The sequence below is a fragment of the Cupriavidus sp. D384 genome, assembly GCF_001652915.1.
Classification (GTDB): domain Bacteria; phylum Pseudomonadota; class Gammaproteobacteria; order Burkholderiales; family Burkholderiaceae; genus Cupriavidus.
In genome coordinates, this window is sequence record NZ_BBQI01000004.1 from 13,368 (window position 1) to 28,422 (window position 15,055).

Below are 15,055 nucleotides of genomic sequence, written 5' to 3' on the forward strand. Positions count from 1 at the left end.
TGGGTCACGCAGCCAGATAGCGTGCATGAACCGGCGGCGTTACTGCGCCTGCTTCAGTTGATCCAGGATGGCCGGGTTCTCCAGCGTCGAGGTGTCCTGCGTGATTTCCTCGCCCTTGGCCAGCGACCGCAGCAGGCGGCGCATGATCTTGCCCGAGCGCGTCTTGGGCAGGTTGTCGCCAAAGCGGATGTCCTTGGGCTTGGCGATCGGGCCGATCTCCTTGCCCACCCAGTTGCGCAGATCGGCGGCGATCTTCGTGGCCTCGTCGCCGGTCGGACGCGACCGCTTGAGCACCACGAACGCGCAGATGGCCTCGCCGGTCGTATCGTCCGGGCGGCCCACCACCGCGGCTTCGGCCACGAGCGGGTTCGACACCAGCGCCGATTCGATTTCCATCGTGCCCATGCGGTGGCCCGACACGTTCAGCACGTCGTCGATCCGGCCCATGATCGTGAAGTAGCCCGTGTCCTTGTCGCGGATCGAGCCATCGCCGGCCAGATACAGCGTGCCGCCCAGTTCCTCGGGGAAGTAGCTCTTCTTGAAGCGCTCCGGGTCGCCCCAGATCGTACGGATCATGGCCGGCCACGGACGCTTGATCACCAGGATGCCGCCACTTCCATTCGCCACGTCCTGGCCGGTTTCATCGACGATGGCCGCCATGATGCCTGGCAGCGGCAGCGTGCACGAACCCGGCACCAGCGGCGTGGCGCCGGGCAGCGGCGTGATCACATGGCCGCCGGTTTCGGTCTGCCAGAACGTGTCGACGATCGGGCAGCGTTCCTGGCCGATGTTCTTGTAGTACCACATCCACGCCTCGGGGTTGATCGGCTCGCCCACGGTGCCCAGCAGGCGCAGGCTGGACAGGTCGTACTGCTTCGGGTGGATCTTCTCGTCGGCCTCGGCCGCCTTGATCAGCGAGCGGATCGCCGTGGGCGCCGTGTAGAAGATGCTGACCTTGTGGCGCTGGATCATGTCCCAGAAACGGCCTGCGTTCGGGAACGTCGGCACGCCTTCGAACACGACCTGCGTGGCGCCGGCGGCCAGCGGGCCGTAGGCGATATAGGTGTGGCCGGTGACCCAGCCGATATCGGCCGTGCACCAGAACATGTCTTCGGGCTTGATGTCGAAGGTCCAGCGCATCGTCATCAGCGCCCAGAGCAGGTAGCCGCCGGTGCTGTGCTGCACGCCCTTCGGCTTGCCGGTGGAGCCGGAGGTGTAGAGCACGAACAGCGGATGTTCGGCGCCCACCGGTTCGGCTTCGCAGTGGTCCGGCTGGCCGGCCGACACATCTTCCATATAACGGTCGCGGCCCTCGGTCCAGGCCACCTTGCCGCCGGTACGGCGATAGACCACCACGTGCTCGACCGCTTCGCAGCCGCCCAGCGCCAACGCCTCGTCGGCAATGGCCTTGAGCGGCAGCGCCTTGCCACCGCGCATCTGTTCGTCGGCCGTGATCAGTGCCACGGCGCCCACGTCCACCAGGCGCTCCTGCAACGACTTGGCCGAAAAACCGCCAAACACCACCGAGTGCGTGGCGCCGATGCGCGCGCAGGCCTGCATGGCCACCACGCCTTCGACAGACATCGGCATGTAGATGACCACGCGGTCGCCCTTCTTGACGCCCAGCGCCTTCAGGCCGTTGGCAAAGCGGCTGACCTTCGCCAGCAGTTCCTTGTAGCTGACGCGCGAGACGGCGCCGTCATCGGCTTCGAAGACGATGGCCGTCTTGTCGCCATTGCCCTTCTCGATATTGCGCTCGAGACAGTTGTACGACGCATTGAGCTGGCCGTCCTCGAACCACTTGTAGAACGGTGCATCGCTCTCGTCGAGCACCTTGGTGAACGGCTTGTGCCAGTGCAGCAGCTCGCGGGCGTGGCGCGCCCAGAAGCCTTCGTAGTCGCGCTCGGCCTCGGCGCACAGGGCGTTGTACGCCTCCATGCTCGGAATCGCGGCGTTCTTTGCGAACGACTCCGGGGGATTGAAAACGCGATGCTCCTGCATTACCGACTCGATGGCGGACATGGGTTGTCTCCTGGTTTGGCTTTGACTGCTTTGGGTGCAAGGTACGCCCGGCGCCTTACTTAAACCTGACTATCCAGACCCGGCTACCGAAGTCTGACATTCGGGCGGATGCTGGCGGGCATCCATCGCACTGGGCGATGCTGCGGCGCAGCAGGTATGGCAAGGCGCGGGAGACTGGGGGCACAAGTGCAGTCGGCTCTACTAAGTTAGCACAGCTATAATGCGCCGGACCCAAATACCCGAACGTGGCGCACGCCCTTTCAATTGGCTTGCATGGGCCATGCCATGGCACCCAGCCAGCGGCATGCGAAGGCGCCCGCTTTGCGCGCCCCATCGGACGACATCGGACGAACTTGCCCATCCACGCCTTCCTGTTGATCGCCGCCATGGCCCTTGTCGGCAGCAATGTCGGGCTCGGCAAATCGATCATTGCCCATGTGCCCGTGCTGCTGTTCGCGCTGATGCGATTCCTGATCGCCATCGCCTGCCTGTCGCCGTGGTATCGGCCGGCGCGCATGCGCGCGGTGTCGCGCAGCGAATGGCTGAACCTGTTCCTGATGGCGTTCTTCGGCACCTTCATGTTCACGCTGCTGATGCTCGGTGGCGTGCGGCTGACCAGCGCGATGGCCGCCGGCGTGATAACCAGCACCATCCCGGCGACGGTAGCCATCCTGTCGTGGCTGTTGCTGCGCGAGCGGTTGTCCCGCCGCACGGTGTTTTCGGTGCTGCTGGCCGTGGCGGGCATCGCCGTGCTCAATATCGCCCGTGGCGGCCATGACGGCCAGGCCGACGCGGGCCTGGGCGGCGGCGACGCGCTGGCCGGCAACCTGATGATCCTGGGCGCCGTGGTCTGCGAATCGATCTATGTGATCCTGTCGCGGCGCCTGTCGCAAACGCTGGCAGCCATCGAGATCTGCGCCTACACCCACCTGATCGGTGGCGCGCTGATGCTGCCGCTGGGCATCGTGCCGCTGCTGACCTTCGACTTCGGCAGCGTGGACGGCACCACCTGGGCCATGCTGGTCTGGTACGCGCTGTCGGCCAGCGTGTTCTCGTTCTGGCTGTGGATGAAGGGCATTCGCCATGTGCCCGCCCAGCTGGCCGGGGTCTTTACCTCGGTGCTGCCGGTGGCGGCCGCCGTCTACGGCATCGCCGTGCTCGGCGAGCGGCCCGGCTGGGCCCATGGCGTGGCGCTGGCGTGCGTGCTGGGCGGCATTGTGCTCGCCAGCTGGCCGGGGCCGATCGCGCGCCGCGCGCTGGACAGCCAATCGCGCTGACCCAGCCCGCCGGCACTAACCAAACGTTACCTGGCCGCGCTGTCAGGTGTCATGGGCAGCACGGTACAATCGACCCCCGCTTCGATTGTCTGCTGACATTTACATCTTCTTCCGGCATCGCCCATGGCCCAACACACCCCGCTACGTCCCGCCCCGCTTCGACCGATTCCCCGCATCATCTTTGCCTCGCGCTGGCTGCAACTGCCGCTGTACCTTGGCCTGATCGTCGCGCAGGGCGTCTACGTCTACCACTTTCTGGCCGAGGTCTGGCACCTGCTGGCACACGTCACCACCTATGACGAAACCAAGATCATGCTGGTGGTGCTGGGCCTGATCGACGTGGTGATGATCTCGAACCTGCTGATCATGGTGATCGTGGGCGGCTACGAGACCTTCGTCTCGCGCCTGGGCATCGACAACCACCCGGACGAGCCCGAATGGCTGGACCACGTGAACGCCGGGGTGCTGAAGGTCAAGCTGTCGATGGCGCTGATCGGCATCTCGTCGATCCATCTGCTGAAGACCTTTATCGACGCCGAGCAGCGCAGCACGCACACGATCATGTGGCAGGTGATCATCCACGTAGCGTTCCTGGCTTCGGCCCTGGCCATGGCCTGGGTGGACCGCATGGTGTCGCATCCGCACCCTGCCGCCGGCCACGGCGCCGATGGTGCGGCGCAGCAGGCACACTGAATACTTCGCTTCGCCGAGGTGATTCATTCGCCTCGCAGCAATACCCGACCAAAGGTGTCGACGGCTGTATGCAACCCGTACAGCCGTCGCCGCCAGGGTGTATCATCCCGGGCTGTGTTTCACCGCTGCCCTCCCCCACAAAATGACAGTCATCAAGCAAGAAGACCTCATCCAGAGCGTCGCCGACTCGCTGCAGTACATCAGCTATTACCATCCGATGGACTACATCACCAGCCTGGGCCGCGCCTATGAGCTGGAACAGAGTCCCGCCGCCAAGGACGCGATTGCCCAGATCCTGACCAACAGCCGCATGTGCGCCGAAGGCAAGCGCCCGCTGTGCCAGGACACCGGCATTGTCACGATCTTCGTCAAGGTGGGGATGGACGTGCGCTGGGACGGCGCCACCATGGGCCTGACCGAGATGATCAACGAAGGCGTGCGCCGCGGTTACACGCACCCCGACAACGTGCTGCGCGCGTCGATCGTCAGCCCGCCCGAAGGCGCCCGCAAGAACACCAAGGACAATACCCCGGCCGTGATCCACTACGAAGTGGTGCCGGGCAACAGCGTCGACATCCAGGTAGCCGCCAAGGGCGGTGGCTCGGAGAACAAGTCGAAGTTCGTGATGCTGAACCCGTCCGACTCGATCGTCGACTGGGTGCTGAAGACCGTGCCGACGATGGGCGCCGGCTGGTGCCCGCCTGGCATGCTCGGCATCGGCATTGGCGGCACCGCCGAGAAGGCGATGGTGATGGCCAAGGAATCGCTGATGGAATCCATCGACATCCAGGACATCATCGCCCGCGGTCCGAAGGACTGGATCGAGGAAATGCGCGTCGAGCTGTACGAGAAGGTCAACGCGCTGGGCATTGGCGCGCAGGGCCTGGGCGGCCTGGCGACCGTGCTGGACGTCAAGATCATGGCATCGCCGACGCACGCCGCGTCGAAGCCCGTGGCAATGATCCCGAACTGCGCGGCCACCCGCCACGTGCACTTCACGCTGGACGGCAGCGGCCCGGCCAAGCTGGAAGCACCTGACCTGTCGGCCTGGCCGAAGGTGGAGTGGGCACCGAACACCGAAACGTCGAAGCGCGTCGACCTGAACACGCTGACGCCGGAAGAAGTGGCATCGTGGAAGCCGGGCCAGACGCTGCTGCTGAACGGCAAGATGCTGACGGGCCGCGACGCTGCGCACAAGCGCATCGCCGACATGCTGGCAAATGGGGAGAAGCTGCCGCTGGACTTCACGAACCGCGTGATCTACTACGTGGGCCCCGTGGATCCGGTGCGCGACGAAGTGGTTGGCCCGGCCGGCCCGACGACGGCCACCCGCATGGACAAGTTCACCGAGACGATGTTGTCGCAAACCGGCCTGATCGCCATGATCGGCAAGGCCGAGCGCGGTCCGGTGGCGATCGAATCGATCCAGAAGCACAAGTCGGCCTACCTGATGGCCGTGGGCGGTGCCGCCTACCTGGTGTCGAAGGCGATTCGCGGCGCAAAGGTACTGGCCTTCGAAGACCTGGGCATGGAAGCGATCTACGAGTTCGACGTCAAGGACATGCCGGTGACGGTGGCCGTGGACAGCTCGGGCACGTCGGTCCACAAGACCGGCCCCGCCGAGTGGCAGGCCAAGATCGGCAAGATTCCGGTCGCGGCAGCCTGATCGCCAGACTGGTCAATTGCAGTGCAAAGCCGGACAATTGCTGTCCGGCTTTTTTCATTCCCGAGTCAAAGGCGTGAACCCCTCCCCCATCGGCATCTTCGATTCCGGCCTTGGCGGCCTGTCGGTCCTGCGCGAAGTGCGCGCCATGCTGCCGCACGAGTCCCTGATCTACTTTGCCGATTCGCGCTACGCACCGTACGGCGACAAGCCCGAGCGATTTGTCGAGGCCCGCACGCTGCAGGTCTGCGAATGGCTGGTGGCGCAGGGCTGCAAGGCGCTGGTGATCGCCTGCAACACGGCAACCATGCATGCCGTGCAGACCCTGCGCGAGCGCCTGGCCGTGCCGATCATCGGCGTGGAGCCGGGGCTCAAACCCGCGGCATCGATGAGCCAGAGCAAGGTGGTGGGCGTACTGGCCACCGCCAACACGCTCAAGAGCGCCAAGTTCAACCGGCTGCTGACAGCGCTGTCGCACGAAAGCCGGTACCTGTGCGCGGCCGGTCACGGGCTGGTATCGCTGATCGAACAGGGCGACGTGTCGGGTCCGGCGATTCGCGAGAAGCTCGACGCCTACCTGCGGCCGATGCTCGACGCCGGTGCCGACACCCTGGTGCTGGGCTGCACGCACTACCCTTTCCTGTCGGAGACCATCCGCGACATGGTCGGGAGCCGGCTGACGCTGATCGACACCGGCACGGCCATCGCGCGCCAGCTGGCCCGCAAGCTTGCCGAGTTCGGCCTGGCGGCCAGCCCCGATGCCGCGCCGGCCGTGCGCTACCTGTCGACCAAGGACGCCACCCATCTGCGCGAGATGGCGTGGGCGCTGCTGCAGGTGGAGGCCGGCGCCGAGACGGTGGTCATCGAACCGGCACCCGCGATCGACGCTACTGAATAAACCCTACCGGCTTGTGATGCCGCACCTCGGGCTTCACGGAATGTTCCTGGCGCAACTGGGCCAGGAACTCGTCGGGCGTCAGCGCCTCGCCCAGCACCACTGACTGGCGCTTCACCGTAGCGAAATCGCCAGGTGTCAGGCAATCCATGCCGTCGAGATCGCGCCGGATGGCATCCGTCATGCGCCCGGTATCGCCATCGAGCGCCTCGTCGACGAACATCGTCTCGCGCTGCGCAGGCTTGAGCGGCAGAAAGCGGATCTTGAACGAAAACCGCCGCAGTGCAGCCTCGTCGATACGGTCGAACAGGTTCGTCGTGCAGACGAAGATGCCGTTGAAACGCTCCATCCCCTGCAGCATCTCGTTGACTTCCGACACCTCGTAATTGCGCACCGCCTGCTGGCGGCTCTGCATGAAACTGTCGGCCTCGTCGAGCAGCAGCACCGCGCCGTCCTCCTCGGCCCGCGCGAACATGGCCGCAATCTGCTGCTCGGTCTCGCCCACGTACTTGCTCATCAGGTCAGAGGCGCGCCGGATCATCAGCGGCAGGTCCAGCGCCGCCGCGATATGCTCGGCCAGCGCGGTCTTGCCGGTACCGGGCGGCCCATAGAAACACAGCGTGCCGCGCTGGCGCGCACCCAGCGCCTGCACGATCTTGTCCACCGCGTAGCGCGTTTCCAGATTCAGGTTGTCCAGCCGGTAATGGGTCACCACCGGGCGCGCCTCGACCTCGGGACGCAGACCCATCGCGCGGTCGGCATGTTCGAGCTGGCGCAGGATCAGCGCCTCGACCGGTTCATCGACATCGGGCCGCGCAAGTTCGACGAATCGCGCGGCCGATTGCACCTGTGCCGGTGTCAGCGTCTTTCGCGCCGCCAGCGTCGCCACGAACGCATCGCTGACCGCCAGGCTCCCAAGATGCTTGCGGATAATGTTCTCGCGCACCTGAGGTGGCGGAATCTTCAGTTCGAGGTGGAACTGGAAGCGCCGCAGATAGGCCGGATCGATCTGCCGGATCGAATTCGATATCCAGATCACGGGCACCGGGTTCTGCTCCAGCGTCTGGTTGACCCACGCCTTGCCATTGACGGAAGCGCGCGTGTCTTCCTGGCCAAACAGGCTCATCAGTTCGCGCGCGCTGCCGGGGAACACGTCCTCGACCTCGTCGAACAGCAGTGCCGTGCGCGGCCGCCCGCGCAGGAAGGCCTGCGACACCTGCAACGACCGGTATCGATCCTTGCCCGACAGGCTGTTGCCATCGCGGTCGAAGCAGTCCACTTCATACAGTTCGCAACCGGCTTCGCGCGCCACCAGCCGCGCAAACTCGGTCTTGCCAGTGCCGGGCGGCCCGTAGATCAGCACGTTCACGCCCGAGGCGTTCTGGCGCGTGGCGTTGCCAAGCAAGGCCGTCAGATAGCGGGCATCGGTCTCGACATGCGGGTAGTCGGCGGTGCCCAGCGTGGGCGGCGCGGCGGGCCGCGTGAAGACCGCCATCATCTCGGCCTCGCTGGCGTAGTTGCCCAGCAGCACGTGCAGCAGACGGTCGGACAGGCGCATCAGGTCGCCCAGGTCCGTCACACTGTTTTCCGGCAGCGGCTGTTCGATCAGGTTCAGCGTCTCCAGGCGCGATCCCGGCCGCAGCGACGCCGCGATATCGCCTGGGCTGGCAGCGGTCAGGCCAGCCAGGATCTGAAACGCTTCCTGGCTGTGCGCAACCTTGCAGTCGACCATCACCGCGCGCAGGTCGCGCTTGTACTTGGCAAGCGCCGCGTAGAGCAGCAGCTTGCGCTCGTGCTCGGGCAGGTTCAGCACGTGGCTGAGCATGTCGATATTGCGCACCAGCAGCACGCGCTCGCCATCCAGCCGCGCCGCAATCGCGGCCGACGATGCGGCAAACACCGCGAACATGTCCTTGGCGTGATGCTTGACGTATTCGTCCAGATAGTAAAACAGCGCGCTTTCGTCGAAAGCACTGTTCCACTGGCCGTGGCGCTCCAGGAAATCCTCGGGCGACAGGCGCGAAGCGCCCTTCCACGCAGGCATGTCGGCGCAACGCGCGGACAGGAAGCGCTGCACGCGCAGCACCACGCCGTACGGCCACACCATTTCCTGCGCGCTGACGGTCAGCACGTCATTGATATTGCTGCGCAGGTTGAAGCGCGGCCCGAGCGCGCAGACCACGCGCAGCGCAAACTGGGCGCACATCCAGTCGAGCGCCGAAGTGCCCACCGTGCCGGACGATGCGCGCAGCAGCGTGCTGCGGTCGTCCATCATGCGGTCGTCTTCAGCAAAACGGGTGAAATCCATGGCTGGTTCCCTTCGCACGGGGCGCGGGGCGTCCGGACCGCGGGGATCGCCTGGCCTGTGCCGTGTCTGCCGCTAACTTGGGATTTCTAATAATCGTAGCGCGGATTTCCGCAGGTGGGGCATTGGCGGCATGCTGTCGCGCGTTCTGCCCCACGTAACGCCGGATCGACATCCTCCCCGCATTGCTGCGAACTCCGCAATGAAGCAGACGCAGAATATCCTCACGCATTGCACAATGTGCAACAAATAAGAATCATTATCGTTTATACTGTCCTGCTGATACGCTGCCCAAGAGTGGCGCTCCCCCTGTAACCGGTTTCTAGACAGCTGTGTTTCTTTGGAGCGTTATCATCATGGAATTGCTATTGAGCCTGCTGGTTGGATGTGGAATCTCGCTGATCCTGTTCTACCGCAAGTGATTGCGCCGCGAGGCCGGACACCTGTCGTTCCTCTCATGTTCGATCAACGATTTTTGAAGATCACCGTTGCGGTCCTGCTGTTCCACGTCGGACTGCTGTATTTGATCCAGAGCGGGCTGGCCCGCAAGATGACGGAAGCCGTCATCGCCCCTGAAATCATCGCCCGCATCATCCCGATGGAGCAGCCGAAGCCTGAGCCGCCCGCCCCCGAACCGCCCAAGGCACAACCTACGCCGCCCAAGCAGGTCAAAGTGGTAACGCCACGTCCGACGCCGCCCAAGCCGCAGCCGACGCCGGCACCGGTTGCCAACCTGCCGCCAACACCGAACGCCATCGAGGCGCCGCCTGCTCCGCCCGCGCCACCTGCACCGGAGCCGCCCGCGCCGCCGCCGGCCGCCACCAATGCGGCACCGCGTGCTGTCGGGATCGGTGAAATGGCATGCTCGCAACCCGCGCCGGTGTATCCGCGGCAGTCGCAACGCATGGGCGAGACCGGTACTGCCGTGATCCGTCTGAATTTCGACGATACCGGCAAGGTCGTGAAGGCCGTGGTGTCGAAGACCAGCGGGTCCGATCGCCTTGACGATGCCGCGCTGACCGCCGCCAAGGCGATCCGCTGCAAGCCGTACATGGAGAACGGCCGCGCCATGGCCGCCACCGCGCAGCAACCGATCAAATTCGAGCTGAACTGATTTCCCGGAATTTTCCGATACCCTAAACACTGACACTTTCAGGAACCACCATGCAGGACCTCGGACTCTCCCACCTCTGGTCGCAAGGCGATTTCGTCATGCGCGCGACCGCCATCATTCTGCTGATCATGTCGCTGCTGTCGTGGATCGTGATTCTCACCAAGGCGTGGGATCTGGTTCGCCTCAAGAAGATGGCGCACGGCGCGGAAAAGCGCTTCTGGCACTCGGACGACTTCGACCACGCGCTCGACACGCTGGGCGCCAGCGACGCCAACCCGTTCCGCACGCTGGCCGTCACCGGCAAGGAAGCCGCCCAGCACCATCGCGCCAGCCAGCCGCAACTGCATGACGCACTGGACATTTCCGACTGGCTGACCCGCTCGCTGAAGAGCTCGATCGACGAAGCCGTTGCACGCATGCAGTCGGGCCTGGCCGTACTGGCCTCGGTGGGTTCCACGGCACCGTTCGTGGGTCTGTTCGGCACCGTGTGGGGCATCTATCACGCCCTGATCGGCATCGGCGCCTCGGGCGTGCCCACCATCGACAAGGTGGCCGGCCCCGTCGGCGAGGCCCTGATCATGACTGCCTTCGGCCTGGCCGTGGCCATTCCTGCCGTGCTGGGCTACAACGCCCTGAGCCGCGGCAACAAGGGCGTGATCAGCAAGCTGAACCGCTTCGCGCACGACCTGCACGCCTACTTCGTGACCGGCGCCCGCGTGCGTCCGACCTCCGCCAACCGCGCCAGCGACGATGCGTCGATGCGCTTGGCCGTCAAGAACTAAGCGCTGCTTCGCGCAAGCGCCTGAAGGAAAGCATCATGGCATTCGGCACCCTCGACGGCGACGATGACGAGGTGATGAGCGAAATCAACATGACGCCCCTGGTGGACGTCATGCTGGTGCTGCTGATCATCTTCATCATCACGATTCCCGTCATCAACCACGCGGTCAAGATCGACCTGCCGCGTGCAACCAACCAGCCCAACGACAGCAAGCCGCAGAGCATCAACGTTTCCGTCGATGCGCAGGGCAAGGTGTTCTGGAACCAGGAAGAAGTGGATCAGACGCAGCTGGAACAGCGCATTGCCAGCGCCGCGCAACTGCAGCCGCAGCCTGAACTGCACCTGCGCGCCGACCGCGACGTGCGCTACGAGCGCGTGGCCGAAGTCATGGCCGCCGCACAGCATGGCGGCCTGGGCAAGATCGGCTTCATCACCGAACCGAAGCACTGAGCCGGCGTCAGCCAGTTCTTGCCGACCGCTTCGTTTTGGCAGCAATAAGGGCACCTTCGGGTGCCCTTTTGCATTGGTAAGCGCGACTGCATCGGGCATCGTGAGCTGTCTTGCTTGTCCATCCCGGCAACGATTGCGTCACAGATGTAACTTCATGCGAAGAGGCTTGTAATGATAACGGTTCTCATTTAAGATCCTCTCATCGTGATTCGCAGCACGCGGATCGAGCAGATATCCACCTTCCGTCGCCAGACGGAACATCGGAACTTCGAACGGAGAAGACCATGAGCACCCTGAGCCTGCCGCTGTCGCAACCGCGTGAAGTCACGCGCCGCCGTCTGTCCCTGCGCCGCGTGGAGGTTGCCCCGCAGGCGCGCCGCGACACGGCTGCTACTGCGTCCGGCGCTCCGTCGACGGCCTCGTCCGCGCTGGAATCGGTCAAGTCGGCGGTCGCCGCCCTACCCGCGCGCCTGGAAGCGCTGATGCGCCAGACGCCGGCCAACACTACCGACACGCCCGCCGTGCCGCTCGAGGCGATCATGCAAGGGGCCACGACGCTGCCGATCCTGCATAACGGCGATGTTTATACGCTGCGCGTCACGCGCTACGGCAAGCTGATCCTGACCAAGTAACAGGAAAAGCAGCGGATTCTTCTGTAAAGACTTTTGTGGGGACCACCCGTCCAACGGGTGTTCGGCAGTAGCCAGACGATCGGATTCCCCTGTCAGGCAAACATTCCAGACCCTTTGCCTGAACGGCCGATGCCAGCCATGCCACTTTTTATACCGCCCCGCAGGCGTTGCGCCTGCGGGGCTTTTTGCTTCCTGTCAGCGCGTTGGCGCCTGGGAGCAACGGGGGGTCAGATACCCAGTGCGGCGATGCCGGCGCGGGCAATCTGCGCGTCTTCGGTCGACTTCACGCCGGACACGCCAACCGCACCCACCACCTGGTTGTTCACCACGATGGGCACGCCGCCTTCCAGCATGCCTTGCAGCACCGGCGCCGTCATGAACGAGTAGCGGCCATTGTTGATCATGTCTTCGTAGATCTTCGATTCGCGACGGCCCAGCGACGCCGTGCGCGCCTTTTCCGTGGCGATGTAGGCCGAGATCGGGGCGACGCCATCCAGGCGAATCGAGCCGAGCGGATGACCACCGTCGTCGACAACCACGATCGTGACAGCCCAGTTGTTTGCCGTGGCTTCGGCCTCGGCGGCGACCAGCACCTTCTTCACGTCGTCAGCCGTCAGTACGGTCTTTTGCTGCATACCTCTCTCCATCGTTCAGGGTTGAGGCTGCAGTATATCGCGCCCCTCTACCGCGAAATGACGTAATCCGCGCCTTTCGGAGGTGAAACTGCTTCACCTTCGCAAGGCTTGACGGTCATGTTACGAAGGGTCCGCACCCTGGACGCCGGAAACGTAAAGGCCCGCGATATCGTGGCGATACCGCGGGCCCTTGCCTGGCTGTCGGGTTGCCTGCTGTCGGATCAGGCGCCGTCGCTGAATGCGTCGCGGCGGTCGTTGACCCGCGCCCCATCCGAATACACATCGCGCGGGCCGGCCACGCGCGCACCATCGGTGTAGACATCCCGATTGGTGATACGGGCGCCATCGGTGTAGACATCACGCGTGTCCACAGCCCGTTGGCCGCCGCTGTAGATGTCGTACTTGACCGGTGCAGCGAACACCGATGTCGAGAGCGCGGCCAGCGCGCCAATTGCGGCCATAGCCGCCAGACGTTGTTTGAGAGCCATGTGAATCCCCTTGTTCTGTTTGACGACGGGCGCCGCGCCATCAGCGTGTGATCTGCTGGGAGCGTTGCTGTGGGAGCGGCGTCACGTGAGGCAGTTTAGGGGGAAACCCCTAGCCGAATATCCAGATCGCTTGAGCGTTCGCATCAAAAACTTTGAGCGACGAATTCGCGCGGGAACCAACACGCGCAATGTTCCGCCAAGTTTCTTCAGAAAGGATGGCCAGGATGAACGCTATACGGCGCCTGGCAAAAGAAAAAGCCCCATTCCGGGGCTTTTTCTAACAAATACCTTTCAATGACCTTGGAACGGCACACGGGTCAGTGGTGATGCCCATGGCCGTGACCACCGCCGTGGCCGCGGCCATGCCAGCCCGGGCCATAGTAGTAACGCGGGCCACCGTAATAGCGCGGGCCGTAGCCGTAGTACACCGGGGCCGGACGAACCACCACCGGCGGCGGGCCGTAATAAACCGGAGCCGGGGCCACGACGACCGGCGGGGGCGGTGCGTAGTAGGCAGGTGCCGGCGGATAGTAAGCGGGGCCGCCTACGACAACGCCCGGAACACCGATCGCCACGTCGACGTTCACTCGCGCCATTGCAGCGCCCGACGCCAGCGCGGCGGCTACACCGAATGCTGCGAACAACCAACGTTTCATGATCGTGCTCTCTATGAGTTAGGAAGAATCCTGATACTCACTATTGTACGAGGTCACGAACTTGCAGGTGCAACGGTGGTATCGACATTGTTACCGGCGGTAACAGGCAGATCACATATCGCAGGTGACGTGTCCAGCTTGCTTCCTGCGGGCGATGCCACCACAATACCGGGCTTGTCGTGCGGCCGTGGAGAAATTGGTAGACTCAGCAGACTTAAAATCTGCCGCCTTTCCAGGCTTACGGGTTCGAGTCCCGTCGGCCGCACCAGCCTCTCCGCCTTATCCAGGGCCCTGCGCTACTGGGCCCCTTGCCGTTCACACCAGAATCGCACACAGGCCAGCGCCCACCACCATCAGGAAGACAAACAGCAGGCCAGCCAGTGCCAGCGGCTTGCGGCCAGCGCGCAGCAGGTCGCCAATTCGCGTATGCAGGCCGATGGCGAGCATCGCGCAGGCCAGCAGCCAGTTGTCCAGCGCCGTCAGCGCGGGCTTCCAGTCGCTGGGCACCAGCGCCGCCGAATTCAGCGCCATCACCGCGACAAAGCCCACCGCAAACCAGGGCACCGAGCGCAGCAAACCCTTCAGGTTGCGCGAGGCACCGGATTCCTGCGACCAGCTCGTGCGCGGCCACAGGGCCATGATCAGCAGCAGCGGGCCCAACGCCAGCACACGAACCATCTTGGCTACCACGGCGGCATCGGCGGTGGCATCGCTCACCATCTTGCCCGATGCAATCACCTGGGCCACCTCGTGCAGCGTGGCGCCCGTGAAGATACCGAACGCGCGCTCGCTTACCGCGAGATGCCAGTGCTGCGTGGCCAGCTCGTACATCCACGGATAGAGCAGCATGCCGGCCGTGCCAAACAGCACGACGGTCGCCACGGCAACGGCGGTCTGGCGGTCGTCGGTACGCACCACCGAAGACACAGCAATGGCCGCCGCGGCACCGCAGACCGCGCTCCCAGCGCTCACCAGAATCGCTTCGCGCCGGCTAAGGCCGAAGAACGAGGAGCCCACCCAGGTACCGAACAGCAGCGTCGCCACCAGCATCAGCAAGGGCACCACAATTCCGCCAACACCCAGCGCGGCGATGGCGCCGAAGGTCAGGCGCAAGCCATACAGCGCCACGCCCAGGCGAAGCATGTGATGGCGAGCGAACTGCATGCCCGGGGCGAGCGGCGTCAGCCAGTGCTTGGGCATGGTGTTGGCGGCAATCATGCCGGCGAACATCGCCAGCGTCAGGGCCGACAAGCCATATTGCGAGACGGCCGGATGATCGGCCAGCACCTGGGCCAGCCAGGCGATGCCGCCCAGCGGCAGAAGCGTCAGAATGCGCTTGCGCCACAGCGTCAGCGTGGACGGGGCGATGGCAACAGAAATCGAATGCGGGGCAGGAGCCGTAGACATGGCAGCAACACGGGTCTTTGTTCAATGCCTTGCAGAG

The 15,055-nt window shown here is 64.4% G+C and carries 14 protein-coding genes and 1 tRNA gene; 9 read left to right on the top strand and 6 right to left on the bottom strand.

All coding sequences use genetic code 11. The features are described from left to right. Nucleotides 1-39: 39 nt before the first annotated feature. The gene (acs, locus tag A9J21_RS00750) at nucleotides 40-2,022 is read right to left on the bottom strand and encodes an acetate--CoA ligase (RefSeq protein WP_066730933.1); all 1,983 of its coding nucleotides are present in this window, start codon (nucleotides 2,020-2,022) and stop codon (nucleotides 40-42) included. 353 nt (nucleotides 2,023-2,375) lie between these two features. Between acs and A9J21_RS00755 the strand changes: the two genes are divergently transcribed. From A9J21_RS00755 to murI, 4 genes are all read left to right on the top strand, one after another. Then, complete coding sequence (locus A9J21_RS00755) at nucleotides 2,376-3,299, top strand: DMT family transporter (RefSeq protein WP_082926159.1); 924 nt, start codon at nucleotides 2,376-2,378, stop codon at nucleotides 3,297-3,299. 123 nt (nucleotides 3,300-3,422) lie between these two features. Beyond that, entirely contained in the window at nucleotides 3,423-3,992 is a 570-nt protein-coding gene (locus A9J21_RS00760; RefSeq protein ID WP_066730935.1) for a TIGR00645 family protein, read from the top strand. Nucleotides 3,993-4,134: 142 nt separating this feature from the next. Next, nucleotides 4,135-5,658 carry a fumarate hydratase gene (locus tag A9J21_RS00765; protein WP_066730937.1) on the top strand — a complete coding sequence of 508 codons (1,524 nt, stop codon included), beginning with the start codon at nucleotides 4,135-4,137 and terminating at the stop codon, nucleotides 5,656-5,658. 73 nt (nucleotides 5,659-5,731) lie between these two features. Continuing rightward, entirely contained in the window at nucleotides 5,732-6,553 is an 822-nt protein-coding gene (gene murI, locus A9J21_RS00770) for a glutamate racemase (RefSeq protein ID WP_066730939.1), read from the top strand. Here murI and A9J21_RS00775 read toward each other — a convergent pair. Then, nucleotides 6,543-8,858, bottom strand: coding sequence for an AAA family ATPase (locus A9J21_RS00775; protein ID WP_066730941.1), 2,316 nt, complete (start codon nucleotides 8,856-8,858; stop codon nucleotides 6,543-6,545). The genes murI and A9J21_RS00775 overlap by 11 nt on opposite strands. 454 nt (nucleotides 8,859-9,312) lie before the next feature. On the opposite strand from A9J21_RS00775, the gene A9J21_RS00780 reads away from it, so the two are divergent. The 4 genes from A9J21_RS00780 to A9J21_RS00795 all read left to right on the top strand — a co-directional run bounded on the left by A9J21_RS00780 (nucleotide 9,313) and on the right by A9J21_RS00795 (nucleotide 11,832). Continuing rightward, nucleotides 9,313-9,969, top strand: coding sequence for an energy transducer TonB (locus A9J21_RS00780; protein ID WP_066730944.1), 657 nt, complete (start codon nucleotides 9,313-9,315; stop codon nucleotides 9,967-9,969). A 50-nt stretch (nucleotides 9,970-10,019) separates the two neighbouring features. Beyond that, the gene (locus tag A9J21_RS00785; protein ID WP_066730945.1) at nucleotides 10,020-10,751 is read left to right on the top strand and encodes a MotA/TolQ/ExbB proton channel family protein; all 732 of its coding nucleotides are present in this window, start codon (nucleotides 10,020-10,022) and stop codon (nucleotides 10,749-10,751) included. Nucleotides 10,752-10,786: 35 nt separating this feature from the next. Beyond that, nucleotides 10,787-11,200, top strand: a complete 414-nt coding sequence (locus tag A9J21_RS00790; RefSeq protein ID WP_066730947.1) for a biopolymer transporter ExbD — start codon at nucleotides 10,787-10,789, stop codon at nucleotides 11,198-11,200. 284 nt (nucleotides 11,201-11,484) lie between these two features. Then, on the top strand, nucleotides 11,485-11,832 hold the full coding sequence (locus A9J21_RS00795; RefSeq protein ID WP_066730948.1) for a hemin uptake protein HemP: 348 nt from the start codon (nucleotides 11,485-11,487) through the stop codon (nucleotides 11,830-11,832). Nucleotides 11,833-12,059: 227 nt separating this feature from the next. Here the strand turns inward: A9J21_RS00795 and A9J21_RS00800 are convergent, their stop codons facing one another. The 3 genes from A9J21_RS00800 to A9J21_RS00810 all read right to left on the bottom strand — a co-directional run bounded on the left by A9J21_RS00800 (nucleotide 12,060) and on the right by A9J21_RS00810 (nucleotide 13,611). Further along, complete coding sequence (locus tag A9J21_RS00800; RefSeq protein ID WP_066730950.1) at nucleotides 12,060-12,467, bottom strand: heme-binding protein; 408 nt, start codon at nucleotides 12,465-12,467, stop codon at nucleotides 12,060-12,062. Between the two features lie 221 nt (nucleotides 12,468-12,688). After that, a complete protein-coding gene (locus A9J21_RS00805; protein ID WP_066730952.1) occupies nucleotides 12,689-12,955 on the bottom strand; it encodes a hypothetical protein in 267 nt (88 codons plus the stop codon). Nucleotides 12,956-13,272: 317 nt separating this feature from the next. Beyond that, a complete protein-coding gene (locus A9J21_RS00810) occupies nucleotides 13,273-13,611 on the bottom strand; it encodes a hypothetical protein (protein ID WP_066730955.1) in 339 nt (112 codons plus the stop codon). A gap of 181 nt (nucleotides 13,612-13,792) precedes the next feature. Here A9J21_RS00810 and A9J21_RS00815 point away from each other — a divergent pair. Next, a tRNA-Leu gene (locus A9J21_RS00815) sits at nucleotides 13,793-13,879 on the top strand. Between the two features lie 47 nt (nucleotides 13,880-13,926). On the opposite strand, the gene A9J21_RS00820 is transcribed toward A9J21_RS00815, so the two are convergent. Next, complete coding sequence (locus A9J21_RS00820; RefSeq protein WP_066730956.1) at nucleotides 13,927-15,018, bottom strand: YeiH family protein; 1,092 nt, start codon at nucleotides 15,016-15,018, stop codon at nucleotides 13,927-13,929. Nucleotides 15,019-15,055 lie beyond the last annotated feature (37 nt).

Bases quoted from the DNA above. Each gene is read 5' to 3' on its own strand.
- A9J21_RS00795 (WP_066730948.1), top strand. From the start codon at position 11,485: ATGAGCACCCTGAGCCTGCCGCTGTCGCAACCGCGTGAAGTCACGCGC.
- A9J21_RS00760 (WP_066730935.1), top strand. From the start codon at position 3,423: ATGGCCCAACACACCCCGCTACGTCCCGCCCCGCTTCGACCGATTCCC.
- A9J21_RS00790 (WP_066730947.1), top strand. From the start codon at position 10,787: ATGGCATTCGGCACCCTCGACGGCGACGATGACGAGGTGATGAGCGAA.
- A9J21_RS00765 (WP_066730937.1), top strand. From the start codon at position 4,135: ATGACAGTCATCAAGCAAGAAGACCTCATCCAGAGCGTCGCCGACTCG.
- A9J21_RS00785 (WP_066730945.1), top strand. From the start codon at position 10,020: ATGCAGGACCTCGGACTCTCCCACCTCTGGTCGCAAGGCGATTTCGTC.
- A9J21_RS00820 (WP_066730956.1), bottom strand. From the start codon at position 15,018: ATGTCTACGGCTCCTGCCCCGCATTCGATTTCTGTTGCCATCGCCCCG.
- A9J21_RS00800 (WP_066730950.1), bottom strand. From the start codon at position 12,467: ATGCAGCAAAAGACCGTACTGACGGCTGACGACGTGAAGAAGGTGCTG.
- A9J21_RS00780 (WP_066730944.1), top strand. From the start codon at position 9,313: ATGTTCGATCAACGATTTTTGAAGATCACCGTTGCGGTCCTGCTGTTC.
- A9J21_RS00805 (WP_066730952.1), bottom strand. From the start codon at position 12,955: ATGGCTCTCAAACAACGTCTGGCGGCTATGGCCGCAATTGGCGCGCTG.
- A9J21_RS00810 (WP_066730955.1), bottom strand. From the start codon at position 13,611: ATGAAACGTTGGTTGTTCGCAGCATTCGGTGTAGCCGCCGCGCTGGCG.
- A9J21_RS00775 (WP_066730941.1), bottom strand. From the start codon at position 8,858: ATGGATTTCACCCGTTTTGCTGAAGACGACCGCATGATGGACGACCGC.
- acs (WP_066730933.1), bottom strand. From the start codon at position 2,022: ATGTCCGCCATCGAGTCGGTAATGCAGGAGCATCGCGTTTTCAATCCC.